The following is a 25,140-nucleotide window of genomic DNA, read 5'->3' as shown; positions in this document are numbered from 1 at the left end:
TCACGCCTCCGGGGCCTGGGGCGCGGGGATGCCGTACGTCTCGGGCTCGGCCCCGACGCCGGCCGGCCACTCGGCGGCGATGGCGTCGGCGCTCCAGCCGCCCTCGGCGAAGGCGACCGCCTTCTCCTTGGGGTGTGCCCACAGGGCCAGCCGGTCGCCGCCGATGCCGATCGCCTGCCCGGTGACTCCGTCGGAGTCGTCCGAGGCCAGGAAGGTGATCAGTGCGGCGACGTCCTCGACGGTGCCGAGGCCCTCGTTCTGGCGCAGCCAGGCGGGCAGCGCCTTGCCGGTGCGCTCGGACTCCTCGATGACCGGGGCGAAGGCCGGGATGGTCCTGGTCATCTCGGTGGCGGCGACGGGGACGACGGCGTTGACGGTGATGCCGGCGCGGCCCAGCTCCATGGCCCAGGTGCGGGCCATGGCGACGATGCCCGCCTTGGCGGCGGCGTAGTTGGTCTGGCCGAAGTTGCCGCGCTGCCCGGCGGGGGAGGAGATGAGGACGAGCCGGCCCCCGGTGCCCTGTTCGCGCATGCGGACCGCGGCCGCGCGGGCGCAGGTGAAGGTGCCGCGGAGGTGGACGCGGACGACGTCGTCGAAGTCGTCGTCGGTCATCTTCCACAGCACGCGGTCGCGGAGGATGCCGGCGTTGGTGACGAGGACGTCCAGGCGGCCGAACTCCTCGACCGCCGTGTCGACCAGCCGCTGGGCCGACTCGCTGTCGCCCACCGCCGCGACGACGCCGGCGGCTGTGCCGCCCTCGGACGTGATCGAGGCGACGGCGGCGTCGACGGCGACCTGGTCGACGTCGTTGACGACGACGGCGGCACCGGCGGCGGCGAGCGTCCGGGCGTAGGCGAGGCCGAGGCCGCGTCCGCTGCCGGTGACGACGGCGACTTTCCCGTGGAGGTCCATGGCGGGTCCTTCGTGTGAGCGTGGGCGGGCTGTCGAGAGCGGGGCGCGCGGCCAGGCTCGATCGACAGGAATCCTGATGAATGACAGTCTCGTCAATCAACAGGATTCCTGTCAATGCCCTAGGCTGTACCCGCCGCCGTTCCCCGGCCGACATCCACAGGAGGAAGAACGTGACCACCTCGCTGCTCTACCTGGTCAAGCGGACGGAGCTGGCGGTACGCGCCCGCCTCGACGAGCTGGTCAGACCCGCGGGCATCACCGCCCTGCAGTACACCGCCCTCACCGTCCTGGGACGGCACGACGGCGTCTCGGCCGCCCAGCTCGCCCGTGACTCGTTCGTCACCGCGCAGACCATGGCCGACATGGTCCGCACCCTGGAGGGCCGCGGCCTGATCCGCCGCGAGCCGAACCCGGACAACCGCCGGGAGCGCCTCATCCTGCTGACCGACGCCGGCCGGGGACTCCTCGACGAGTACGCCGGACCCGCCCGCGCGCTCGAGGAGCGCATGGTCGCCGACCTCACCCCCGTGGAGGTCGAGGCCTTCAGGCAGGCCCTGCACCGCACCTGGCGGTCCCTCACCTAGGCCGTCACCGCGCCGGGCCCCGCGCCCGCCCCGGCCGGCGCTCAGCCGGCCCCGCCGCGCACGCGTCCGCGCCGCGGTACCGAGTCCAGCAGCAGCCGGGTGTACGGGTGTTCCGGCGCGTCGAGGACCCGGTCCACGGGGCCCGACTCCATGACCGTGCCCGCTTTGAGGACGAGTACCTCGTCCGCCACGTGCCGTACGACCGCCAGGTCATGGGTCACGAACAGATAGCCGATCCCCGCCGTACGCCGGATCTCGCGCAGCAGGTCGAGGATCTGGGCCTGGATCGACACGTCGAGCGCGGCGACCGCCTCGTCCAGGACCAGCACCCGGGGCTCCACCGCGAGGGCCCGCGCGATCGCCACGCGCTGGCGCTGTCCCCCGGACAGCCCGCGCGGCAGGGCCCCCGCCTCGCGGGTCCCGAGTCCGACCTGGTCGAGGAGTTCGCCGACGCGCGCCGTGCGCGCGGCCGCGTCCAGACCGGTGTGCAGGCGCAGCACCTCGTCCAGGCAGCCGCCCACCGTCACCCTGGGGTCGAGGGAGAGATAGGGGTCCTGGAAGACCATCTGGATCTCCCGTGCCCTGGCGAGCCGCTCGGCGCGGCCCCGGGCGCGGGCCGAGCGGTCCCGGCCGTCGAGGCGGACCGTGCCGCCGTCCGCGCGCTCCAGGCCCACGAGCATCCGTACCGTGGTCGTCTTTCCGCTGCCGGACTCGCCGACGATCGCGAGCGAACCGCCCGGCGGCAGGGTGAACGACACCCCGTCGACCGCCGTGTGCCCGCCGTACCGCTTGCGCAGCCCGTCGACCACCAAGCCCTCTGTCATCGTGTGCGTCACAGTGTGATTCCTTCCTCGGCGCGGAGGCACGCGGCCAGCCCCTCGCCGTGCTGTGCCAGCTCGGGCTTCTCCTGCGTGCAGCGCTCCACCGCGTGCGGGCAGCGGGCGGCGAAGGAGCAGCCGGGCGGGGCCTCGACGAGCGAGACCGGGCGGCCCGGGATGGGCCGGGGCGAGGGCGCGCCCGCCTCGATGCGCGGGGTGCAGCCGAGGAGTCCCGCCGTGTACGGGTGGCGCGGGCGGTCGAACAGCTCGTCGGTGGACCGGGTCTCCACGATCCGGCCCGCGTACATCACGTACACCCGGTCGCAGATCTCCGAGGCCAGCTCCAGGTCGTGGGTGACGAAGAGCATCCCGGTGCCGCGCTCGGCCCGCAGCCGGGCCAGGATCGCGATCACCTCGGCCTGGGTGGTGACGTCGAGCGCGGTGGTCGGTTCGTCGGCGACCAGCAGGGCCGGCTCGGCGGCGAGGGCGGCGGCGATGACGACCCGCTGGAGCATGCCGCCGGAGAACTGGTGCGGGTAGCGGCGCAGGGCGCCGCGCGGATCGCGGATGCCGACGGCGTCGAGGAGTTCCTCGGCCCGCGCGGCGGCCCGGTCGGCGGGGGAGCCGGAGGCGCGCAGCCCCTCGGTGAGGAAGTCGCCCACCCTGCGCAGCGGATTGACGGAGGCGCGCGGGTCCTGGAAGACCATGGCGACCTCGCGGGCCCGCAGGGCGGCCAGCTCCTTCGGGGGCATGGTCAGCACGTCCCGTCCGGAGACCCGGACCTGTCCGCTGGCGCGGGCGCCCGGGGGCAGCAGTCCGAGGACGCTGCGGCAGGCGACGGACTTGCCGGAGCCCGACTCGCCGACGAGGCCGACGGTCTCCCCGGGCCGTACCGTCAGGCTCACCCCGTCCAGGACGGGCCGGGCGGCCCGGTCGTCCGGGAGGCGTATGCCGAGCCCGTCGATCTCCAGGACGGGCGTGGTCGACGTCGTGTTCATGGCGTTCACTTCTCCCGCCGCGCGATCCGGTCGGCGAGCCCCTCGCCGACGATTCCGAAGGCGACGACCGCGAGCACGATGCATGCGGACGGGGCCAGCGCCGGGAGCATCGCGCCCTGGAGGACGGCCCCCTGGCCCTCGTTGATCATGGCGCCCCAGTCGGCGGTCGGCGGCTGGACGCCGAAGCCGAGGAAGGACAGGGCCGCCAGGTCCATGAGCGCGTACCCGAAGTTCATCGCGGACTGGGCGAAGACGGTCGGCGCGATGTTCGGCAGCAGGTGGCGCACGCAGACCGTCCAGCCGGACCAGCCCTGCACCACGTACGCCTCGATGTACGGCCGTTCCTTCTCCTGCCGGGCGATGCCCCGTACCAGCCGGCCCACGTAGGGGGTGTAGGCGACGGACATGGCGATGACGGGTGCGGTCATGCCGGGGCCGGTGACGGCGACGAGCAGGATCGCGAGCATGAGGCCCGGGATGGCGAAGACGAGGTCCATCGAGCGGGAAAGGACCGCGTCCGCCCAGCCGCCCCGCCAGGCCGCCACCACACCGAGCAGCATGCCGAGCAGGGTGGAGACGCCGACCACGAGCAGCGGTCCGAGGAGACCGGTGCGGGCGCCGTGCAGCAGCCGGGACAGGATGTCCCGCCCCGACTGGTCGGTGCCCAGGAGGTGGTCCGCGGTGGTGCCGGCGAGGCTCGCGGAGAGGTCGAGCGCCTCGGGGTCGTACGGGGCGAGGACGGGTGCGAACACGGCGACGAGAACGAGGACGGCGAGCACCGCGACCGAGACCGCGAACAGGGGGCCCTGGCCGAAGACGCGCAGTCCGCGCAGGCCCGGCCTGCGGTACGGCACCGTGGTGAGGGTGGTCGTCATGAGGAGCCTTCCCCGGGGGAGAGACGGGGGTCGATGAGCGGGGCGAGCAGGTCGACGGCGAGGTTGACGAGGACGAAGGCCGCCACGCTGAGCAGGGTGACCGCCTGGACCACGGCGAAGTCCTGGGCCGTGACCGACTGCACGAGCAGCGAGCCGAGCCCGGGCACGTCGAAGGCGGTCTCCACGATCGAGGTGCTGATGAGCAGGCCGGCGAGCATGGTGCCGCCGACCGTGACGACCGGGCCGAGCGCGTTGCGCAGCACGTGGCGGCGGACCACCGTGCGGCCGGCGACGCCCCGGGCGCGGGCCACCTCGACGTGCTCGCGGCCGAGTTCGTCGAGCATCGCGGAGCGGGTGACCCGGGCCAGCAGCCCCGCGAAGGTCAGGGCGAGGGCGAAGGCCGGGAGGGTGAGCTGGTGGAGCCGGGCGCCGAGGCCCTCCGCGGCGCCGCCGCCGGGCCCCGGGAACCAGCCGAGCCGGACCGAGAAGAGCGAGACGAGCACGATCGCGGTGACGAAGGACGGGGTGGCGGTGGCCACGCCCGTGCCGATGAGCACCGTCCGGTCGAGGAGGCCGGGGCGCAGCGCCGCGAGGATGCCGGCGCTCACCCCGAGGACGGCGACGAGCACGGCCGCGTAGCCGACGAGGAGTGCCGTGCCGGGCAGCCGGGAGCCGAGGAGGGCGGTGACGTCCTGGTGGTACTGGGCGGAGCGCCCGAGGTCGCCGCTGAGGACTCCGCCGAGCCACTTGCCGTACTGGATCACCAGGGGGTCGTTCAGGTGGTACTCGGCGCGCAGGGCGGCCACGGCCTCGGGGGTGGCGGGGCGGCCGTGCAGCAGGAAGGTCACGGGGTCGCCGGGAGCCAGGTGGATCGCGCCGAAGACCACGACGGAGGTCAGGAACAGTACGACCGCCAGGCCCAGGAGCCGTCCGAGGAGGAAGCGGGTCATGACTGCGCGGCCCCGATCGTCGCGGCCCACGGGTAGTAGAGCTGGATGATGCCGGTGGGCGCGCCGGTGATCCGCTTGCCGAGGAAGACCGAGTACGGCGCCTCGTACACGGGAATGACGGGCAGCTCGCGCAGGGCGATCTCCTGGAGCTTCGCGGTCAGCTCGGCGCGCTTGCCGGGGTCCGGCTCGGAGTTGGCCCGGTCGAAGGCGGCGTCGAACTCGGCGTCGGACCAGTTGCCGTAGTTCCCGAAGTCGCCGGTGCGCAGGTACTGGTAGAACTCCAGCGGGTCCGGCGTGTTGTCGTAGCCGTTGGTGATGACCAGGTCGAGCCCCTCGCGGGCCGCGGGGTCGACGAAGATGCTGCTGTACGCGTCGGGCGCGACGGGCTTGAGCTTGACGTCGAGGCCGATCTGCCGGCCGGCCGCCTGCACCGCGTTGGCGACCACGCTGATCTCGGGAGCGAGGGAGCTGGTCACCAGGGTGAGCGTGCGGCCCGTCGCGCCGGCCTCCTGGACCAGCTTCTTGGCGGCCTCGATGTCGTACGCCGGCTCGGGCAGCGTGTCGTACAGGGCGGCGGTCTTCTCCGGGGAGAGCGCCCAGGCACCGCGTGCGGCGGGGGCCTTGGCGGGGACGCCGACGTCGCCGGCGGCGGCCTTGATGATGTTCTTCCGGTCGAGGGCCATGGACAGGGCCTTGCGGACCTTCAGGTCGCCGAGCGGGCCCTTGAAGTCGAGGACGGCGAGGTTCGCGGCCGCGGTGTTGGGGCCGAAGAGGACCGAGCCCTTCCCGCTGCTCTGCAGCTGGGCGAAGGAGGAGGACGGAACCATGTAGCCGCCGTCGGCGGTGCCGGACAGGAAGGCGTTGGCGCGGGCGGAGGGATCCTCGACGAAGGTGAACTTCACGGAGGCGGACTTCGGGACGAGCTTCTCGTCCCAGTACGCGGCGTTCCTGCGGAGCATGATGCTGTCGCCCTGGGCCCACTTCTCCAGGGAGAAGGGGCCGGTGCAGGTCAGGGCGCCCTTGGGGGTGCCGTAGTCCGCGCCCGCACTGGCGAGGGACGCGGCGCTCACGACGGTTCCGGGAGAGGCGGCCAGGAGTTCGTGGAACAGGACGTCGGGCTTGCCGAGGCGGATCGTCACCTCCAGCGGACCGGTCTTCTCCACGAGCTCGACGTTCTTGAAGGCGGAGCCCCAGGGGGAGGCGGTGGCCGGGTCCATCTGGCGCTTGAGGGAGGCGACGACGTCGTCCGCGGTCATCGTGGTGCCGTCGTGGAACTTCACGCCGGGCCGCAGGGTGTAGACGAGGGTGCGCGGGTCGGGCTGGGCCCACTTGACGGCGAGGCCGGGCTCGATCTTCAGGTCGGGAGTGACCCGCAGCAGCTGCTCGCAGACGTTGGCGAGCACGGTGTTCGGCGGGTAGTCGTACGCGAGGGCGTAGTCGAGGGTGTACGGCTCGGCGTACAGCGACCAGGTGAAGGAGTCCAGGTCGCCCTTGGCGGGCGGGGAAGTCGGGGTGACCTTGAAGCCGGCGCCGCCGGTGGTGCCGGTCTGGGGCCGGGTGGCTCCGGAGCAGGCGGTGAGGGAGGCCGCGAGCGCGGCGGTACAGGCGAAGACGATGATTCCGGGCATACGCATGCAGAGCCACCCCTTTACGGGTGTTGTGACGGGCACGGGGGGATGGAGCGAGTATTGATGCGGGAACGTTCCCGCACAAGACTTCGGCCGGGTTTGCGGGAACGGTTTTGCAGAGCTCGGGAGGATGGCAGCATCGGTCCCATGACCGAAGCTCCAGGGCCCGGCGGGCAGCCCTCGCCGCCCACCCCGCGCGTCCGTCTCGTCGACGTCGCCCGCGAGGCGGGACTGTCCAAGACCACCGTCTCGGCGGCGCTCAACGGCACCGGCCGGCTCTCCCCCGAGGTACGGGAGAGGGCCCGCGAGACAGCGCGCAGAATGGGCTACCGACCCGACGCCACCGCGCGCCGGCTGCGCGCGGGACGGGCCCGGCTGATCGGATACGTGGTCGGCGAGCTGGCCGACGCCCCCTGGACCTTCCTGGAGTCGCCGTACTTCGCCCGGCTCACCGGGGCCACCGCCGCCAGCGCGCTCGCACGCGGCTACGCGCTGGTGCTGCTGCCCGCCGGATCGCTGCAGAGCGAGTGGTCCGCGCTGCCCCTCGACGCCGTGGTCGTGGCCGACCCCGTCGCCGACGACCGGATCGTCGAGGACCTGATCGCCGCCCACATCCCGGTCTTCAGCGACCGGTCCGTGGAAGGCCGGCCGGAAGCCCACTGGGTGGACGTCGACGCGACCGCCGCCGTCCACCGGACCCTGGACCACTTCCTGGCCCAGGGAGCCCGGCGGCCCGCGCTGGTCGTCCCCGACAGCACCACCCGCTTCCACCGGGAGGTGTTCGCCGCCCACCACGACTGGTGTGCGGCGCACGGACTGCCGGAGCTGGCCGTCCGGGCCGCCAAGCCCGGCAACGGGCCGGTCGTCCGGGCCGTCGAGACCGCCCTGACGGCCGGTCCTGATCGCCCCGACGCCTTGTTCGTGGTCGCCGAGGCCAGCCCGCCGCTCGTCCTGGACGCGGCCCGCCGCCACGGCTACGCCGTGCCCGGCGACCTCCTCGTCGCCTGTGTCAGCGAGGACGAGACCGCCGTGCACACCGAACCGCCGGTGACCACGCTCAGCCTGCGCCCCGACGCGGTGGCCGAGGCCGGGATCGAACTGCTCGTGGCCGTACTGGAGCACGGGCGTCGGGAGGCGGGCGGGACGCTCGTGCCGGTCCGCCTCGACGTCCGTGCCTCCTCGGTACGGCCGCCTCGGCTTCCGCGGCCGGGCCCGACGCCTCCTCAGCCGCCGTACACGAGCTCGCCGCCCACATAGGTCCGCTCCACTCGCGCTTCGGCGATCTCCTCCGGGGGCGCGGCCAGGATGTCCCGGTCGAGCACCACGAGGTCGGCCAGGTGGCCGGGAAGGAGGCTGCCGGCGTCGTCGAACCCGTTCACGTGCGCGGAACCGGCGGTGTAGGCGGCGATGGCCGAAAGGAGGTCGATGCGCTGTTCCGGCAGGAACACCCGGTCGTCGCCGGCCTCCGGATCCCGGCGGTTCACGGCGACGTGGAGGCCCGCGAGCGGGTCCGGGCTGGAGACGGGCCAGTCGCTGCCCGCCACCAGAGTGGCGCCCGCCCGCAGCAGACCTCCGAAGGGGTACTGCCAGGCGGCGCGCTCCGGACCCAGGAACGGAATGGTCAGCGTGTCCATCTGCGGCTCGTGCGCCGCCCACAGCGGCTGGATGTTCGCGAGGGCGCCGAGCGCCGCGAACCGGGGCAGGTCATCGGGGTGGACGACCTGGAGGTGGGCCAGGTGGTGCCGGTTGCCGCGCCGCCCGTTGACGGCCGCGGCCGCCTCGATCGCGTCGAGCGCCTCCCGTACGGCCCGGTCGCCGAGCGCGTGGAAGTGGACCTGGAAGTCGAGGGCGTCGAGCTCCGTCACGTAACCGCGCAGGGCGTCCGGGTCGACGAAGCTGAGACCGCTGTTCGCGGTGGCGCAGCCGCAGCCGTCCAGGTACGGAGTGGTCAGCGCGGCCGTGAAGTTCTCCGCGATGCCGTCCTGCATGATCTTCACGGACCCGGCCCGGAACCGTCCGTACGTCAGTTCCTCCCGGCGTCGCACCAGTTCGGGAATCTGCTCGGCACCACGCTCACGGTCCCACCACAGCGCGCCGGTCACCCGGGCGGTCAGCGAACCGTCCCGTGCCGCGGCCAGATAGGCGCTCGAGGGGTCCGCCATGCCGTTGAAGTCGCCGAGCAGCGCGTCCTGCCAGCCGGTGATGCCGAGCGAGTGCAGCAGCTTCTGCGCCCGCAGCAGACCCGCGAGCCGCTCCTGCGGAGTCCTGGGCGGCACGAGTCGCGCGACGAGTGCCGTGGCACCCTCCTGCAGCATCCCGCTGGGGAAGCCGTCCGCCTCCCGCTCCATCCGCCCGTCGGCCGGATCGTGGGTGGCGGCGGTGAGGCCCGCGAGTTCGAGGGCCCGGGTGTTGGCCCAGGCCCCGTGGTGGTCCCGGTTCGCGAGCAGCACCGGGCGGTCCGGCACCACGGAGTCCAGCAACTGACGGGTCGGCAGTCCGCCCGCGAAGCTCTCCATGGACCAGCCGCCGCCGGTGATCCACTCCCGCTCGGGGTGCGCCTGTGCGTACGCCCGGATCCGCTCCAGGTACGCGTCGACGTCGACGATCTCGGTCAGATCGCACTCGGCCAGCTCGGCGCCCCCGCCCACCGCGTGGATGTGGGCGTCCTGGAAGCCGGGCAGCAGCAGCCTGCCCGCGAGGTCCACCACCTCCGTGCGGGGCCCGATCAACTCCCGTACCTCGTCATGGCCGACGGCGGCGATCCGCGCCCCCGTCACCGCGAGCGACGTCGCCCGGGTACGGGCCGGATCCATGGTGAGGACAGGTCCTCCGGTGAAGACCAGATCGGCGTGAGGCATGCGGTGGCTCCCCTGCTGAGTGTGGGCCGGGCGGCTACGGGTGACGGGTGACGGGTGACGGGTCACGGACGACGGGTCACGGGTGACGGTCACGGACGGCGGGTCACGGGTGACGGACGCCATGGAAGCCCGACATCGTTTACACGTCAATGGTGTTGACGTAAGCTCCCGGCCATGTCCGAACGCGTGGTCCCCGAAGGCGACCGACGGCGCCGCCGCCCCACCCGAGAGGGCTCCGTCCTCTCCGAGCGCCTGATCATCGAGACCGCCCTGCGTCTCGTCGAACAGCACGGCGCGAAAGCACTCTCGGTACGCAGACTCGGGGCCGCGCTCGGTGCCGACCCCACGGCCCTCTACCGCTACTTCCGCAACACCGACGCCCTGCTCCTCGCCCTCGCCGACGAGGTCATCGGACGCGCCCAGGAGGGCTGGACGGCCAGTGGCGACTGGCGCGCCGATCTCCGCGCGATGGGCCTGCGCATCCACGCCGCGTACCTCGCCCAGCCCCAGGCCGCGCTGCTCGCCGCCCACCGCACCACGGGCCGTCCGCACGAGACCCGGGCCGTCGAGACGATCCTCGGCATCCTCCGTGGCGGCGGCTTCCCCGACGCCCTGGCGGTGCGGATCTACCACGCCTTCGTCGACCAGGCGCTCGCCTTCGCCGCCCAGGACGCCGCCGCGGCGGCCCTGCCTCCGTTGGCCGCGGCCGCCGACGCCGAGGTCTGGCACGCCGCCTACGGCCGTCTCCCCGCCGACACCCACCCGAACATCGCGGCGACGTTCCCCCTCCTGGCCGCCGACATGCGCGACAGCGGCTACCCCTTCGCCCTGGAACTGACCCTCACGGGCGCGGCCGCGCTGCACCCGGACGCGGGGCGGTAGACGGCCGGCAGGCGACTCAAGGGACCCGGCAGGGGGCTTATGTCAACACCATTGACCTTGTAGCCCCCCACCAGTTCTCATGACGGCACCCCGGAAGGGCCCCCTCGCGCGGGCTCCTCCGCCACCCGAAGGAAGCCGCCATGGACCCCCTGCTCTCGCTCCGGGACGCCGATCCGACCCCGTTCTGGCTCGACGACCCACGCCGTCCCGGGCCCACCCCCGCCCTCGTCGGCGGCGCCACCTGCGACCTGCTGGTCGTCGGCGGCGGATACACCGGCCTGTGGACCGCCCTGGTCGCCAAGGAGCGCGACCCCTCCGCCGATGTCGTCCTCATCGAGGCCGACGAGGCCGGCGGCGCCGCCTCCGGCCGCAACGGGGGCTTCTGCGAGTCGAGCCTCACCCACGGACTCGCCAACGGGCTCGCCCGCTGGCCCGACGAGATCGGCGTCCTCGAACGCCTCGGCCGCGAGAACCTCCAGGCCATGGAGGACACCTTCGCCCGCCACTCCATCGACTGCGACTGGGAACGCACCGGCTCCCTCGTCGTCGCCACCGAGCCCCACCAGGTCGCCTGGCTCGCCGAGGAGGCCGAGACCGCCGCCCGGTACGGCGCCACCACCACCCTCCTCGACGCCGACGCGGTCCGCGCCGAGATCGACTCCCCGACCTTCCTCGGCGCCGTCTGGAACAAGAGCGACACCGCCATGGTCAACCCGGCCCGGCTCGCCTGGGGCCTCAAACGGGCCTGTCTCGACCTCGGCGTCCGCATCCACGAGCACACCCCCGCGCTCTCCCTCGACGAGCACGGGGCCGTCGTCTCAGTCCGCACCCCCTACGGACACGTCACCGCAGGCCGGGTCGCGCTCGCCACCAACGCGTACCCCTCCCTGGTCCGCCGCCACCGCCTCTACACCGTCCCCGTGTACGACTACGCGCTCATGACCGAGCCGCTCGACGAGCGCCGGCTCGCCACGGTCGGCTGGCACAACCGGCAGGGCTGGGCGGACCCCGCCAACTCCTTCCACTACGTGCGGATCTCCGCCGACAACCGCATCCTGTGGGGCGGCTACGACGTGGTGCACCATCGCCGCGTCAGTCCCGAGCACGACCGGCGCCCCGAGACGTACGCGACGCTCGCGCGGCAGTTCTTCCGCACCTTCCCGCAGTTGGAGGGCATCCGCTTCAGCCACGCGTGGGGCGGCGCCATCGACACCAGCACCCGATTCTGCGTCTTCTTCGACACCAGCCACCGCGGCAAGGTCGCCTACGCCGCCGGCTTCACCGGCCTCGGAGTCGGTGCCACCCGCTTCGGCGCCGAAGTGATGCTGGACCTGCTGGCCGGCGAGCACACCGAACGCGCCGCCCTCGACCTCGTACGCCGCAAGCCCCTGCCCTTCCCGCCCGACCCCATCCGTTCCCTCGGCATCGGCATCACCCAGCGCTCCCTCGCCCGCGCCGACCGCAACGAGGGCCGCCGCGACCTGTGGCTGCGGACCCTCGACCGCCTCGGTCTCGGCTTCGGCAGCTGACCACGCCTCGCCCTCACCCGCTGGGCCGTGGCCCGTCCGAACGCCGTTTGGCACGCCCCCGCCGTCAACAGGTTCGCCCCCTGCTGTCTACAGCCAGTCGCGCTTCTTGAAGATGACGTACAGGCTGACGCAGACCACGGCCATCAGCAGGATCGCGAAGGGGTAACCGGCTGCCCACTTCAGTTCTGGCATGGTCTCGAAGTTCATGCCGTGGATGGTTCCCACGAGTGTGGGTGCGAAGAGGATGGCGGCCCAGGAGGAGATCTTCTTGAAGTCGTCACCCTCACGCCGCTGACCTGCGGAAAGCGTCCGGAGAGGCCCTCTGATCTGCGGCGATCAGCCTTTCCGTCCCTTTCACCGTGCTGCCCGTTTGTACGGCCGATCCTCCCCAGCCGCTCCCCAACGCGGCTTCGTTCTCCCCAGATTCTCCCCGGCCGCGGCTGCCTCATTCGCTTGGCGGTAGCTCGTGGCTGGGTACGGCTGCTCGTTCACAGGGGAACAACCGCTGCGCTCCCCGACGCCCAGGCCGTGGCGCCGCCCCTGCCCACCGGCCCGCCTCTGGCCGGAAAAGGGAACCGGCCCTCCGCGTCCGGACGAGACTGAAGGAAGACGATCACCAGGATTAATAGGAGGCAAGGGTCCCGATGAATCCGTACGCGTACGTGCCAGCCGACGATCCGCTCTTCGGCGCGATCCGGATCGAACTCGACCACGAGGCCGGGACGCTGGGCGTGAGCGGGGACGGTCTGCCGCCGGTCGACATCCGGCGGGCCCCGAACACAGTGCCGGAGAGCCATGTGCCGATCGGGACGCGCGACCCCGAGCACCTCACTCTGCTCGTCGACGGTGCAGAGGAGACCCTGCGGCCGTCCAAGGGATTCCTGACCCGGCGCTCGTACCGGGTCGAGGTCGTCTCAGCGGCGCGGGAGTGCCGCTATCTGCTGGTTCCGGACTCCCTCGGCACCAGCCGGCTGCTGCGGGACGAGCGGCTGCTCGGCGTCTTCACATCGAGCGGCGACAGGCGCGTGTCGGCCGACTGGGAGGCGGAGGGCGAGTCCGAGCGTGCCCGGGACCCGTACGACGCGTCCGTGGGGTACGGGCTCGCTGCGGCATTCGGCACCGGTGCCGAACCGATGTGGCAGCTCACTCTGAACGCCGCGCTCGACCTGTGGCCGTGAGAGAACCTCAGTCCTCCGCCGGGGGCAGCAGGTGGGAGCAGGTCGAGCGTGCTACGAACGCGATGCCGTCGTAGTCCTCGGCCGGGACGAGCGGGGCGGTGTTCAAGCGGTAGAGGAACCGTTGGACGTTGGCGCCGAAGCTGCGCTGCGCGTGCGGGGCGTGCAGCCAGGGCGCGGCGTCGGCGGGGGAACCCGCGGCGCGGAGGTCCGCGTAGTAGTCGCCGGGTACGGCGTGCGTGAGTCTGGCCTCCAGGGAGCGGAGGCCGGTGCCGATGCGGTGGCGGGCCGGCGGGCGCTGAAGGTCGTTGCCGCGGCGGGCCAGGAAGGAGCCCTTGCCGAAGAGGAGGGCCAGCGCGTAGTAGGCGTTGCCGTACCGTTCGCGGAGTCTGCTGCCGAGGGCCGGCACCTGGTCCCCGTACGTGCCCTTCGCGATGTGCCCGTTGTGTGCCCAGACCATGACGCGAGCCTCGGGGTCGTCGTCCACGAGCCGTGCGACGGCCTCGGCCATGTAGCGGTCACGCGCGGCGTACACGCCGTCCTCGCCGGCCGAGGCCTCCAAGGGCCGGGTCACCAGGTCGGCGGCGCGGACCAGGATCCGCGCGTGTTCCAGAGCCTCGTCGGCGTCGTCGCCGGTACCCGACCGCTCGACGTGGTCCGCGACGAGGCGGGCGATCTCCTCGGCGCGCCGCAACAGGGCCTTGTCCGGGTCCGGAAGCGAGCCCGGGCGGGCCCGCGCCAGTACGTCCAAGGCGCCCACGCGCCCGGCCTGATCGGGCGCCGCCCGGCGCAGAAAGGCGGCGACGGCCCCGACCGAGTCGGCGCAGAGCTGGGGGTCGGTTCCCACGAAGCGGATCCGGCGCCCTTCGGGCAGGTCGCGGTTGTGGGCGCGCAGCCACTCGACGAGTTCGACCATCTCGCGGGTGCGCCAGGTCCAGAAGCCCAGCCTGGCGACGAGCCGTTCGGGGGAGCCCGTGCCGTACCGGACGTACGCGTCGAGCGCGCGGGCGGCGGACTGGCTGGCCTCCATGGCGAGGGTGGTGAACCCCTCCTCACGGACCAGGAACTCCACGATGCGGTGCTTGAGCCGGAAGAACTCGCCCGTGCCGTGGGTGGATTCCCCCAGACCGACGATCCGTGTCCCCCGCAGTGCCTCGCCCAGGGGTTTCAGGTCCTCCACCGGCGCGCCGGGGGTCAGGGTACTCAAGGGGTTCGCGTGCTCGTTCAGCCATCGGGCGATGTCGTCGGGCACCGTCTTGCCTCTCCTCACCGCGTGCGGGAGGGCGGCACGCGGTGATGCCCCTGCCTCTCGCACCCGTTCATGGTTCAGTTCGTCGCCTCCCGGCAGGCCGCGAGGATCTCCTGGAGGTCCCGTACGGCGTCCGGTCGGCCATGCTCGGAATACACTCCCGCGACGTTGACGACAACTTCGTCCACCCCCGCCCGATCGAATTCGGCCAGCTGTGCGGCGATGTTCCCGGGCGTGCCGTAGAGGAAGACTCCGGAGTCGACGAGGGCACGGGCGCCGAGGCCCGGGCGGCTGTGGTGGACGCGCAGGCCGGCGCGGCGCAGCATGTCGCAGTAGTGCGGCCCGGCGAGGTGGACGTGGGCCGCTGCGAAGGCGAGCCGGTAGGCGTGGCGTCCGGGGCGGTCGACGGCGGCGTGCACGACGGTGACCATGCGGGGCACCGGGCGACCCGACTCGGCCGCGCCCTTCGCCATGGCGGGCAGCAGGGTGTCGCGGACGTAGCCGGGCGGGGTCATCCAGCTGATCGCCGCGTCCGCCGCCCGGCCCGCGGCCCGCGCGAGCGTCGGCCGGAGCACACCGAGCCCGGTCTCCACTCCCGGGTGCGGCAGGCCCGGCAGACCGATGGAGGCGCCGATGCCGGGTCCGGCGGCTCCGTCCTCGGTGCCGATCAGGCGCCGCACCTCGGTCAGGTATTCCACACAGGCATCGCGTGGGCTGTCGTACGGCTTTCCGTGCAGTCCGGCGACGACGTCGGGGGTCGCGGGACCGAGGCCGATGACCGTGCGGTGTCCGGTGAGGAGGGACAGGGACCGGGCCTGGATCGCCGCGTCCAGCGGATGCCGCAGCGGCATGAGGGCGACGCTGGTCCCGACCGGGACGTGGTAGCCCATGCCGGCCAGGTAGGCGAAGACCTGCTGGGTGTCGGCGCAGAGGGACTGGCCCTGCCAGAGGCGGGCCGCGCCTCCGTCGCGGACGATCGCGGCGAAGGGGGCGACGTGCCGGGGGTCCGTCGGCATGGCGGGGTACAGGACGGATACGCGCATCACTCGGCCTTCAGGGGGACGCGGCTTCGGTCAGGTAGCCCGAAGCCTGGATACGGAAGAGCCGGGCGTACACGCCGTCGGCCCTCAGGAGGTCTTGGTGCACTCCGTCCTCGATGACCTTGCCGTTCTCCAGGACGACGATCCGGTCGGCCATCCGGACCGTGGCGAAGCGGTGGGCGATGACCAGGGAAGTGGCGCCGCGGGCGACGTCCTTGAGCCGGCCGAAGATCTCCGCTTCCGCCTCCGCGTCGATGGCGGCCGTCGGCTCGTCGAGGACGACGACGGGAGCGCGGCGCATGAAGGCTCGGCTGAGGGCTATCTTCTGCCACTGGCCGCCGGACAGCTGGTGGCCGTCCTCGAAGTGGCGGCCGAGCGTCGTGTCGTAGCCACGGGGCAGCGCCTCGACGAACCCGTCGGCGCCGGCGGCCCGTGCCGCCTCGGCGACGCGCTCGGTGTCCTCGCGGGCTTCGACGCTGCCGAAGCCGATGTTGTCGCGGACGGGCAGCTCGTAGCGGATGAAGTCCTGGAAGATGACGCCGATGTGGCGTTGCAGGTCGTCGAGGTCGTACTCCTCGATCGGGACGTCGTCGACGAAGATCTGGCCGCTCGTCGGCTCGTAGAGCCGGGTGAGCAGCTTGACCAGCGTCGTCTTGCCGGAGCCGTTCTGGCCCACCAGCGCGACGCATTCGCCCGCGGGCAAGGTGAAGCTGACGCCGTCCAGGACGACGCGGCCGGTGCCGGGGTAGACGAAGCGCACGTCGCGGAACTCGATGCCTTTGCGGAGCGTGTCCGGGAACGGGCGGGTGCCGCCCTTGATCTGACGCTCGGGCAGGGCGAAGAAGTCGAAGAGATTGCCGAGGAACAGGCTGTCCTTGTAGAGAGCGGCGATGCCGAGCAACATGCCGTGAGCGGAGACCTGGATCGAACCGACGGCCTGGAGGTAGCCGGCGAGCTGGCCGACCTGCCCGGCGTGGGTGGTGGTGTGGATCGCCCAGAGCACGGCGCCGGAGGAAGCGGCGACGCTGAGGAGACCGAGGACGCCGCCGAGCACCGACTGCCGGCGGGCGAGACGGCGGTCGACGTCGAAGAAGGCGCGGATGAGCCGGGTGTAGAGGTCCACCAGGTGCGGGCCGAGCTGGAAGAGACGGACCTCCTTGTAGGAGTGGTCGGTGGTGGTGAGGTGCTGGTAGTAGTACGCGCGTCGCCGGTCGGCGGTCCGGTCGTACTCGATCTCGTACGCCCTGTGGCTGAAGAGCATGTACGAGACGACCGACGGCATGGGCGAAAGCAGGATCACCAGGGCGATCCAGGGGCTCCAGGAGAACAGCACCACGCTGACGGTCACCAGGGTGACCAACTCCCTCGCGACCTCCAGGAGCTGGGTGAAGACCTGGTAGACGCGGCCTCCGCTGCTCTCCTGGAAGGCGCGCTGCATCTTGTCGTAGACCTCGGCGTCCTCGTACTGCTGGAGGTCGAGCACGGTGCCCTTGCGCATCACCCATTCGCCGATGCGAGCGGTGAGTTCGAGCCGCAGGAGGGTGTCGAGGTACTGCAGGAAGGTGCCCAGGACATGGCTGGCGAGGCCCACCCCGAGAAGGGCGGCGCCCGCCATGAGCGCGGCCCGTCCGGCGTCCCGGTCGCCGGTGACGGCGTCGGCCACACCCTGCACGGCGGCGGCGACCAGCCCGATCTGCGCGGCCGGTATGAGGGCGAGGAGGAGGGAGACGCCTGTGAAGGCGGATACCCGCAGTGGGCTGAGCCGCCAGAACAGCGTGCTCACGCGCAGCCAGATCATCGGCCCTCCCTCTCCTTCGCGGCCGTGCGGCCCCGGACGGCGCGCCGGACGTGGGCCCACAGGACGTGGCTGCGAGCCTCCCGTTGGAGGTCGATGGGGAGGAGCCGGTTGATCTGCATGTGCGCGAGGCCGGCGAGGATGGCGTCCTCGGAGCCGACCAGGAGGCCACGGCGGGCCGCCTCGCGGACGGCTGCGGCCGTCTCGGCGACGGCGGGGGCCTGCGCGGCGAACGTCTCTTGGAGGAGCAGCCGGTGGGCCCGCCCTTCCTCGTGCGTGTCGCGCTCCCACGGGCTGAGGAGTTCGCACAGGTAGGCGCGGTGCTCGCGGAACAGGGTCCGGGTGTCCCGGACGTGGGCCTCGTCGTGGCCGCTGGTGTGGTGGGTGAGCGCGCCGCCCGGAGGCACGCCCCACTGGGCGTGGAGGGTGTCCAGAGCGGCGACGGCGAGGAACTCGGGCCTGATGTCGGGCTGTCGCGACAGCAGCAGAGCGGTGGCTTCGCTGTTGGCCGCGAAGAGCCGCTCGGCCGTGTCGAAGACCTCCGGGCCGCCGTAGCGGGCGATCTCCGGTGCATAGCCCGCGAGTTCGAGGTCCGTGGCGAGTCCGCGGGCGACGAGATCGCGCCCCCACGCGGTGACGTGGGTGAGTGTACGGTCGGCGTCGGTGCCGCGGACCCGTAGGCGCAGGTGCGGGAAGGGGTCGGCGTAGCGGATGTAGAACCAGCGGTCCAGCAGTCCTTCGCGGCGCAGTCCCGCGACGAGGTCGAGCAGCGGGCCGGCGATGATCTCGTCCTGCCGCTCGGGGGCCGCGTAGACCTTGAGGAACGTCCAGGCGCCGCCGGGCAGGTGGCGCTCCACGGGCACCTCGCGGCCTTGCCGCGGCACGGGGGCGCGGGTGACGCGTTCCGCGTCGCGGGCGAGGACGGGCACGACCACCTCGGCGGCGTAGCGCTCGCCGTCGGCGTCCTGGAGCCACATGCCGTCGAAGGACGGCAGCATCTCATGGAGGACGAGGGTGCCGCGCGTGTCCAGCTCCGCTCGGAGTTCGGCGAGGCAGGCGGGGTGGTCAAGGTCCAGCAGCAGCCGTTGGTCGGATTCGACGAGATAGACGTGGCGGGGCACGTTCCAGCGGCGGCGCCAGCCGTCGAGGTCGTCGAGCGGGTGCGCGGACGGTGGGCCGGCTGCGGGTGCCGCGAGACCGGCCCCGCCGTGCGCGTCCGCGGTGTCCGTGGTCGCGGGTCCTGCGGTGAGCCGCCACTGCGCGGGGCGCAGGACGATCTGCCCGCGGGTGACGCGCGGCAGGAAGGGGGCCGCTTCGGCGGGGCCCCAGTGGAAGCCGGAGGGCATGACGCAGCCGTCCTGGGAGGCCTCGAGCAGGAACCGGGCCACGTTCGGTGCCATCGTCGGGCTGAGCATGTGGTGCTGGGCGACCACGACCTCCCGGTCGAGTTTCCGGGACCACAGGTGGAACCGGTCCCCGTTGACGCCGACGAGGATGTCGTCGAGCGGGAGGACCTGGTCCGGGCCGACGGACGGCGCGGTGTTGACGGGGATCTCGTACGGCCGGACGGCGGGGCGCAGGGTGATGTTGGCCGCACGGCCGTACGGGGGCAGGAACGCGAGCTCCGCGTAGGCGACGTCGGGGAAGAGCGCCTCCTCGGCGCGGGCGTATCCGCGCAGCCGCTCGGAGGTGGACTCGCCCAGCAGCTCGCTGAAGCGCCCGAAGGTGCGGCCACCGTAGGTGAGGCTGTCGTAGCGCAGCACGGCCCGCCAGTCCCCCCGGTCGAGGGCGGCGCGGTCGGCGGCGTGCAGCTGGAGGTAGACCTCCATGGCGGGCGGCGGGTCGGGCACCGGCCCGCGCGGGGCGAGGCGCTCCAGCCAGGCGTCGGTCAGCTCGACCTCGAAGGACCTGTCCCACCAGGCCTGCTGGGCGAACTCGACGAGCAGGGCGTCCAGTCGGGCGGTGTGCTCGGGCGTCGCCGCCGGCAGTTCGATGCTGCGCGGCGGGTTGGTGTAGGTCGGTGGGGCGTCGAGCCCGGTGTCGGGGCTGAGCAGACCGAGCACCGGGATGCGGGTGCCCTCGCCATAGCGTTCGGTGAACTCCTCGCGGTAGCGCGTGAGGTGGTTGCGCCTGCCGTGGGCGGCGCTCAGGCGCACCAGGACGCCGACGGCCTCGGCCGCCGCCTCGCCGATGGACGCGTTCAGGACGGGATCGTCCAGGTGCAGCGCCGTGTCGGCCTGGTAGGAGCGGCCGTCGTGCCCGGGGACGAGGTCCTGCTGTGCGGCGGTCGCGGGGCGCTCCGCGGTCGGCGAGGGCGCGAACCTTGGTCCCGATCACGTCCTCCTCCGCCAGGACGGGCCCGTACGGGCTCTGGGAGACGGGCCGCCAGAAGATTTCCTTCAGGATGTCGACTTCACAGTCCTGCCCGGTGACCGGGTCGGTCACGGTGAAGCGAGCGGACAGCGGGGCAGTTTCCAGCGCCTGCACTTTCCAGCCCTGGGCCTCGAGGCCGCGACAGACTGCGGCCGCGATGTCGGCCATGGGCGCCGGGTTCTCCGTGGCGACAGCGAGGTCCTGGCTGGGACGGTTCACGAGGCGGTGCGCCCTCACGGCGTACCCGCCGGTGAGGACCAAGGGATACGGCGAGCCGAGGGCAATCACATCCGCCAGGAGCCGCGTGTGCAGCTCCGGCATGTCCGTCACGCGGCTGCCCGGGTGCGGGAGGCGAGCTGGGGGAAGGCGTCCTCCCACACGGTGCGCACGGTGCGACCGACGAGGGTGCGCAGCACGGGCCACAGCTGGAGGAGCAGATCCTGATTGAGGTAGAGGGGCAGGTCGCCATGCAGGCCCTCGTGCAGGACGGTGCGGTACAGGCCCATGCGCTGGCGAGGTTTGCCCAGGTCGTACGAGGTCATCTCCGACCAGGCCAGGTGCAGCGGCAGCTCTACGACACCCTGCGCCGGCCCATGCAGCTCGTCCAGAGATTTCGGCAGACGGCGCCGGAACTTCTCCCGGTACAGCGCGAGGTCCTCGGCTTCCGCGCCGGAGAGGTCCCTCGGCGCGGGTGCAGGATGCTGTGGGCTGGAGGACATGTCTCCATTATGGCGGCCGCAGAAGTGATGCGGGCCACGATGTGCGAGCCCGCGCCCGGAGTAAGCAGCGGTGGACCGCGGCGGTGCGCCGGCTGTCGCAGCCCGTTCTTGCCCTCAGCAGGAGGCGCGGGCTGTCGGCCGCTTGTGTATGAGACCTGGACGCGAAGACGCTGGGTTGACCTGAACACCACTCGTCACCACCAGCACTTCCCGCTTCATCCGGCCTTGCATCGACGACCGCCACCGATGGTGTCCTCGGCGGGACACCATCGGGTAGCAGACCACTCCGGCACACATGCTGACGTCGGCGGCCTTCGCGGGCGGTGGGTGGCGGGCGGTTCAGCGCCGGCATCGGGAGGCGTACAGAGCGGGCCGATGGTGCCTCCGGTCAGCAGCAATGTCACTCTCTGTGATCCGTTGCGGGTGCAGCAAGGGCCACGGTGAGTTGTTGACCAGGAAAGCGGGACAGGGCCGAAGCCGCAGACGCAAGACCTGGGTCGTCAGCCGATTCTCCCCAGAGACTCCCCAGCGCCCCATATGAGCACCCATTCCGGAGATGCAACAGCAAACTATGTACGCTGCGTGGGTGGAGCCGGTCGACCCCTAGAGCCAGTCCCGACGCTTGAAAATCACGTACAAACTTACGCAGACCACGCCCATCAAGCCGACCGCGAAGGGGTATCCGAAGCTCCAACTCAGCTCAGGCATCTGCTCGAAGTTCATGCCGTAGATGGTGCCGACCAACGTGGGTGCAAAGAGGATGGCGGCCCAGGAGGAGATCTTCTTGATCTCCTCGTTCTGTTCGAAGCCGGCCTCTGCCAGGGCGCGCATTTCGGCGTTCTGTTGTTGGGAGACCAGAGTGGCGTTGACCGTCAGGATTTCCGTGAGGGCCTGGCGGAAGCCGTCGACGCGTTCGCTGGTGTGGGTGACGTGGTCGGCGACGTCGCGGAGGTAGCGCTGGAGTTCCTCGTCCGTGCCGTACTTGGCGAAGCCCGCCATCAGCCCGTGGAGCATGCCGACCAGGGGGCGGGTGGCGCGTTGGAACTCGACCATTTCTCGGGAGAGTTCGTAGATGCGGCGGGAGACCGCCGGGTCTCCGCGGAAGACCTCCGTCTCGATCTCGTCGATGTCGGTCTGGACGCCCTCTACTACGGGGGCGTAGCCGTCGACGACCGCGTCGAGGATCGCGTACAGGGCGGCCTCGGGGCCCAGGGAGAGGAGTTCCGGGGTCTCTTCCATGCGGTGGCGGACGGTGGAGAGGTCCGGGGCGCCGCCGTGGCGGACCGTGATCAGGAAGTCCGGGCCCACGAAGACGTGGAGTTCGCCGAAGTCGACCTCCTCCTGGGCGTCCAGGTAGCGGGCCGCGCGCAGGACGACGAAGAGGGTGTCCCCGTACCGCTCCAGCTTGGGGCGCTGGTGGGCTTCCAGGGCGTCCTCGACGGCGAGTTCGTGGAGGTTGAACTCCGCTGCGAGGGAGTGGAGTTCGGGTTCGGTCGGGCGGTGCAGGCCGATCCAGGCCATGCCGTCGGGTTCCTCGCGCAGCCGGCGGAAAGTGTCGGCCAGGGTGGTGGGAGAGGCGACGCGGAGGCCGTCGCGGTAGACGGCAGAGTCGATCACGCTGCGGTGGTTCGGGGGAGTGGGTGGCGGTGGCGCGGGCTGTGCGGAGGCCGGCGGTCCCGACGGGGGAGCGGAGGGCGGCGAGGCGGGGCGGCGCCAACCGGCCCGCTTCACGGCGGGCGGCGAGGGGCGGCGGTCTGGGCGCTCCGACATCGCAGGTCAGCTCCCGGTCGAACGTGTGTTTATGGGCAATGGGCAGGATATAGGGGGAATGGGGGGTGGGTGAGTGAGTGGGGTTCCGGTGGGGTTGGGTTGAGTTGCGGACAGAAGGTGTCCGCAAAGGAGGTTAGCTTGCTCTTATGGCCTCCAGGACAGCACTTCCCGTACTCGGTACCCGCGCTCTGAACCGTGCCACGCTCGCCCGTCAGCTGCTGCTGAGCCGCGCCGAGATGTCCGCGCGGGACGCCGTCGCGCACCTCGTCGGGTTGCAGGCGCAGAACGTGAAGCCCCCGTACTTCCAGCTCCACGCCCGCCTCGCCGGGTTCCGGCCCGCCGAGCTGGCCGGGCTCATGGAGTCCCGGGAGGTGGTCCGGATGGTCACCATGCGGTCCACCATCCACACCCACACGGCGGACGACGCCCTGACCCTGCGCCCGCTCGTCCAGCCGGCCCGGGACAGGGAGGTCAACTACTTCCGCAAGGGGCTCGTCGGGGTGGACCTGGAGCGGCTGGCCGCGCGGGCTCGGGCGTTCGTCGAGGACGAGCCGCGCACCATGGCCGAGATCCGTGAGGAGCTGCTCAAGGAGTGGCCCGACGCCGACCCGCAGTCCCTGTCCGTCGCTGCCCGCTGCCGGCTGCCGCTGGTGCAGGTCACGCCGCGCGGGGTGTGGGGGCGCAGTGGGCAGGTCAGGCTCACCACCACTGAGAACTGGCTCGGCCGGTCCGCCCCCGGGTCGCAGTCCGTGGACGACGTCGTGCTGCGCTACCTCGCCGCCTTCGGCCCCGCCTCCGTCAAGGACATGCAGACCTGGGCCGGGCTCACCCGGCTGCGCGAGGCCTTCGAGCGGCTGCGGCCCGGCCTGGCCGTCTTCCGGGACGAGAACGGTGTGGAGCTCTTCGACCTGCCCGACGCTCCCCGGCCCGAGGCGGACACTCCGGCGCCGCCCCGCTTCCTTCCCGAGTTCGACAACCTGCTGCTCTCGCACGCCGACCGCAGTCGAGTGATCACCCCGGAGGGGAGGGGGCGGAGCTGGACGGGGAACCAGGCCCACTGCGTGCTCCTCGTCGACGGGTTCCTCGCCGGGCTGTGGAAGCTGGACGGGGGCCTGCTCACCGTCGAGCTGTTCGACGGGAAGCTGTCCAGGGCGCGGCGGGCGGAGGTCGTCGCCGAGGGGGAGTCGATGATCGAGGGGATGGGGGGAGGGGGCGGAGCCGGAGGTGTGCGCTTCGGGTCAATCCGCGGCTGACGGCGGCCTGGTGGTCCGTGCACCGGACGCGGCACGATGCCTGCCATGACGACCGAGAGTGCTCAGTGGGGTGAGGGGTGCGGGGTGAGGGGTGAGGGTGCCCCGGGCGGGGCGAGATCAGGTGTCGGTCGTTTCCTTGTAGTCGTCCCGATTCCAGGAGAGAGCAATGCGGATTCCGATGACCGTCGCGGACTTCCTCGACCGGGCCGAGCTGGGGTTCTCCTCCAGCCCCGGCGTGGTCGACGAGCCGGACCAGCCCGCTCCGCCCGTGCCCGTGTCGACGTACGGACGACTGGGTGAGCGGGTCCGGGCCTGGCAGGCCGGTTTCGACCGGCTCGGTGTCGGGGAGGGCGAGCGGGTGGCGGTGGTCAGCCACAATTCGACGCGGCTGCTGGAGCTCCTGTTCGCGGTGCCGATGAGCGGCCGGATCTGCGTGCCGGTCAACTTCCGCCTCAAGCCCGAGGAGATCGAGTACGTGGTGCGGCAGAGCGGGGCCTCGGTCCTGCTCGTCGACCCGGAGCTGGACGAGGCCCTCGCCGGCGTCAAGGCGCGCCACCGGTTCGTCCTCGGCGCACGGACCGAGGCCGAGCTCATGCGCTTCGGCGTCGAGCCGCGCCCGTGGTCGAACCCGGACGAGGACGCCACCGCAACGATCAACTACACGTCGGGCACCACCGCCCGCCCCAAGGGCGTGCAGCTGACCCACCGCAACATCTGGGTCAACGGTCTGACCTTCGGACTGCACACCCGCGTGTGGGAGCGCGACGTCTACATGCACACGCTGCCGATGTTCCACTGCAACGGCTGGGGAATGCCGTACGTGATGGCCGGCCTCGGCGTGAAGCAGGTCGTACTGCGCAAGGTCGACGGCGCCGAGATCCTGCGGCGGGTCGACGAGCACGGCGTCACGCTCATGTGCGGCGCGCCCGCGGTGTGGAACGCCGTGCTCGATGCCGCGGCGACCTGGGAGGGCGAGATCCCGGGCCGCGACCGGGTACGGGTCGTCTGCGCCGGCGCGCCCCCGCCGAGCAGGACGATCCAGCGGATGGGCGAGGAGCTGGGCTGGGAGTTCACCCAGATCTACGGTCTGACCGAGACCTCGCCCCTGCTCACCTTCAACCGGACCCGGCCCGGCGACGAAGGGCTGCCGGCCGAGGAGCGGGCGCGCAAGCTGTCCCGCGCGGGGCTGCCCGCGCTCGGCGTCAAGCTGAAGGTCTCCGGGTCCGGCGAGGTGCTGGCGCGGTCGAACGTCGTGCTCGAGAGCTACTGGGACAAGCCGGAGGAGACGGAGGCGGCGCTCGAGGGCGGCTGGTTCCACACCGGCGACGGCGGCACGCTGGACGAGGCCGACGGGCACCTGACGCTCTCCGACCGGAAGAAGGACGTGATCATCACCGGGGGCGAGAACGTCTCGTCGATCGAGGTGGAGGACACGATCTTCAGCCACCCGGCGGTCGCCGAGGTCGCGGTCATCGGCGTGCCTCACGAGAAGTGGGGCGAGACGATCAAGGCCCTCGTGGTCCTCGCCGAGGGAGCCACGGCGCAGGAGGCCGACATCATCGCCCACTGCAAGGAGCGCATGGCCGGCTACAAGGCTCCGACGAGCGTCGAGTTCCGCGAGGTCATCCCGCGCACGGCCACGGGCAAGATCCAGAAGTTCAAGCTCCGCGAACCGTACTGGACCGGCCTCGACCGGCAGATCAACTGACGGTCACCGCATGTAAGTGAGCCG

20 protein-coding genes and 3 pseudogenes are annotated in these 25,140 nt (G+C 72.0%); 7 read left to right on the top strand and 16 right to left on the bottom strand.

Annotated features, from left to right (window positions below; genetic code table 11):
- Positions 1 to 912, bottom strand: coding sequence for an SDR family NAD(P)-dependent oxidoreductase (locus AB0O21_RS26790; protein WP_365174938.1), 912 nt, complete (start codon positions 910 to 912; stop codon positions 1 to 3).
- A gap of 170 nt (positions 913 to 1,082) precedes the next feature.
- Here AB0O21_RS26790 and AB0O21_RS26785 point away from each other — a divergent pair, with 170 nt between their 5' ends.
- On the top strand, positions 1,083 to 1,496 hold the full coding sequence (locus AB0O21_RS26785) for a MarR family transcriptional regulator (RefSeq protein ID WP_365174936.1): 414 nt from the start codon (positions 1,083 to 1,085) through the stop codon (positions 1,494 to 1,496).
- A 41-nt stretch (positions 1,497 to 1,537) separates the two neighbouring features.
- Here AB0O21_RS26785 and AB0O21_RS26780 read toward each other — a convergent pair whose 3' ends face one another.
- From AB0O21_RS26780 to AB0O21_RS26760, 5 genes are read right to left on the bottom strand one after another with little or no spacing between them, the layout of a single operon-like run.
- Positions 1,538 to 2,320 (bottom strand): ATP-binding cassette domain-containing protein, encoded by a 783-nt coding sequence (locus AB0O21_RS26780; protein WP_365175055.1) that lies wholly within the window; start codon positions 2,318 to 2,320, stop codon positions 1,538 to 1,540.
- Positions 2,321 to 2,328: 8 nt separating this feature from the next.
- Positions 2,329 to 3,312 (bottom strand): ABC transporter ATP-binding protein, encoded by a 984-nt coding sequence (locus tag AB0O21_RS26775; RefSeq protein ID WP_365174934.1) that lies wholly within the window; start codon positions 3,310 to 3,312, stop codon positions 2,329 to 2,331.
- Between the two features lie 5 nt (positions 3,313 to 3,317).
- Positions 3,318 to 4,187: an ABC transporter permease gene (locus AB0O21_RS26770; protein ID WP_365174932.1), complete on the bottom strand. Its 870-nt coding sequence runs from the start codon at positions 4,185 to 4,187 to the stop codon at positions 3,318 to 3,320.
- Positions 4,184 to 5,137: an ABC transporter permease gene (locus tag AB0O21_RS26765; protein WP_365174930.1), complete on the bottom strand. Its 954-nt coding sequence runs from the start codon at positions 5,135 to 5,137 to the stop codon at positions 4,184 to 4,186. Before AB0O21_RS26765 ends, AB0O21_RS26770 begins: the two co-directional genes overlap by 4 nt.
- Entirely contained in the window at positions 5,134 to 6,771 is a 1,638-nt protein-coding gene (locus tag AB0O21_RS26760; protein WP_365174928.1) for an ABC transporter substrate-binding protein, read from the bottom strand. The genes AB0O21_RS26765 and AB0O21_RS26760 overlap by 4 nt, the downstream gene beginning before the upstream one ends.
- Positions 6,772 to 6,912: 141 nt before the next feature.
- Here AB0O21_RS26760 and AB0O21_RS26755 point away from each other — a divergent pair, with 141 nt between their 5' ends.
- Entirely contained in the window at positions 6,913 to 8,022 is a 1,110-nt protein-coding gene (locus AB0O21_RS26755) for a LacI family DNA-binding transcriptional regulator (RefSeq protein WP_365174926.1), read from the top strand.
- Here the strand turns inward: AB0O21_RS26755 and AB0O21_RS26750 are convergent.
- Positions 7,989 to 9,623, bottom strand: a complete 1,635-nt coding sequence (locus tag AB0O21_RS26750; RefSeq protein ID WP_365174924.1) for an amidohydrolase — start codon at positions 9,621 to 9,623, stop codon at positions 7,989 to 7,991. The two genes, AB0O21_RS26755 and AB0O21_RS26750, sit on opposite strands and share 34 nt — an antisense overlap.
- A gap of 174 nt (positions 9,624 to 9,797) precedes the next feature.
- Here AB0O21_RS26750 and AB0O21_RS26745 point away from each other — a divergent pair, with 174 nt between their 5' ends.
- Together AB0O21_RS26745 and AB0O21_RS26740 are read left to right on the top strand one after the other, a co-directional pair.
- The gene (locus tag AB0O21_RS26745; protein ID WP_365174922.1) at positions 9,798 to 10,505 is read left to right on the top strand and encodes a helix-turn-helix domain-containing protein; all 708 of its coding nucleotides are present in this window, start codon (positions 9,798 to 9,800) and stop codon (positions 10,503 to 10,505) included.
- 140 nt (positions 10,506 to 10,645) lie between these two features.
- A complete protein-coding gene (locus tag AB0O21_RS26740) occupies positions 10,646 to 12,034 on the top strand; it encodes an FAD-dependent oxidoreductase (protein ID WP_365174920.1) in 1,389 nt (462 codons plus the stop codon).
- An 87-nt stretch (positions 12,035 to 12,121) separates the two neighbouring features.
- Here the strand turns inward: AB0O21_RS26740 and AB0O21_RS26735 are convergent.
- Positions 12,122 to 12,313: pseudogene (locus AB0O21_RS26735) on the bottom strand (CorA family divalent cation transporter); the annotation flags it as partial.
- 365 nt (positions 12,314 to 12,678) lie between these two features.
- Here AB0O21_RS26735 and AB0O21_RS26730 point away from each other — a divergent pair.
- Entirely contained in the window at positions 12,679 to 13,212 is a 534-nt protein-coding gene (locus AB0O21_RS26730; RefSeq protein ID WP_365174917.1) for a hypothetical protein, read from the top strand.
- A gap of 7 nt (positions 13,213 to 13,219) precedes the next feature.
- On the opposite strand, the gene AB0O21_RS26725 is transcribed toward AB0O21_RS26730, so the two are convergent.
- The 8 genes and pseudogenes from AB0O21_RS26725 to AB0O21_RS26690 form a co-directional block, all read right to left on the bottom strand.
- Positions 13,220 to 14,461: an erythromycin esterase family protein gene (locus AB0O21_RS26725; protein ID WP_365174915.1), complete on the bottom strand. Its 1,242-nt coding sequence runs from the start codon at positions 14,459 to 14,461 to the stop codon at positions 13,220 to 13,222.
- Between the two features lie 74 nt (positions 14,462 to 14,535).
- Positions 14,536 to 15,501 carry an LLM class flavin-dependent oxidoreductase gene (locus tag AB0O21_RS26720; RefSeq protein ID WP_365174913.1) on the bottom strand — a complete coding sequence of 322 codons (966 nt, stop codon included), beginning with the start codon at positions 15,499 to 15,501 and terminating at the stop codon, positions 14,536 to 14,538.
- Positions 15,502 to 15,511: 10 nt separating this feature from the next.
- Positions 15,512 to 17,296: an ABC transporter ATP-binding protein gene (locus AB0O21_RS26715; protein ID WP_365174911.1), complete on the bottom strand. Its 1,785-nt coding sequence runs from the start codon at positions 17,294 to 17,296 to the stop codon at positions 15,512 to 15,514.
- Positions 17,293 to 18,270, bottom strand: a complete 978-nt coding sequence (locus AB0O21_RS26710; protein ID WP_365175052.1) for a thiopeptide-type bacteriocin biosynthesis protein — start codon at positions 18,268 to 18,270, stop codon at positions 17,293 to 17,295. The genes AB0O21_RS26715 and AB0O21_RS26710 overlap by 4 nt, the downstream gene beginning before the upstream one ends.
- 123 nt (positions 18,271 to 18,393) lie before the next feature.
- Positions 18,394 to 19,530, bottom strand: a pseudogene (locus AB0O21_RS26705) (lantibiotic dehydratase family protein); the annotation flags it as partial.
- A gap of 49 nt (positions 19,531 to 19,579) precedes the next feature.
- Positions 19,580 to 19,987, bottom strand: a pseudogene (locus AB0O21_RS26700) (nucleotidyl transferase AbiEii/AbiGii toxin family protein); the annotation flags it as partial.
- 5 nt (positions 19,988 to 19,992) lie between these two features.
- Positions 19,993 to 20,385: a hypothetical protein gene (locus AB0O21_RS26695; protein WP_365174908.1), complete on the bottom strand. Its 393-nt coding sequence runs from the start codon at positions 20,383 to 20,385 to the stop codon at positions 19,993 to 19,995.
- Between the two features lie 603 nt (positions 20,386 to 20,988).
- Complete coding sequence (locus AB0O21_RS26690) at positions 20,989 to 22,155, bottom strand: magnesium and cobalt transport protein CorA (protein WP_365174906.1); 1,167 nt, start codon at positions 22,153 to 22,155, stop codon at positions 20,989 to 20,991.
- A 146-nt stretch (positions 22,156 to 22,301) separates the two neighbouring features.
- Here AB0O21_RS26690 and AB0O21_RS26685 point away from each other — a divergent pair, with 146 nt between their 5' ends.
- Complete coding sequence (locus AB0O21_RS26685; RefSeq protein ID WP_365174903.1) at positions 22,302 to 23,408, top strand: winged helix DNA-binding domain-containing protein; 1,107 nt, start codon at positions 22,302 to 22,304, stop codon at positions 23,406 to 23,408.
- A gap of 166 nt (positions 23,409 to 23,574) precedes the next feature.
- Positions 23,575 to 25,116 carry an AMP-binding protein gene (locus tag AB0O21_RS26680; protein WP_365174902.1) on the top strand — a complete coding sequence of 514 codons (1,542 nt, stop codon included), beginning with the start codon at positions 23,575 to 23,577 and terminating at the stop codon, positions 25,114 to 25,116.
- Positions 25,117 to 25,140 lie beyond the last annotated feature (24 nt).

It is taken from the genome of Streptomyces sp. NPDC091371 (assembly GCF_040684275.1).
Classification (GTDB): domain Bacteria; phylum Actinomycetota; class Actinomycetes; order Streptomycetales; family Streptomycetaceae; genus Streptomyces.
Note: the sequence above shows the minus strand (reverse complement) of the source record. Positions and strands in the feature narration are given on the sequence as shown.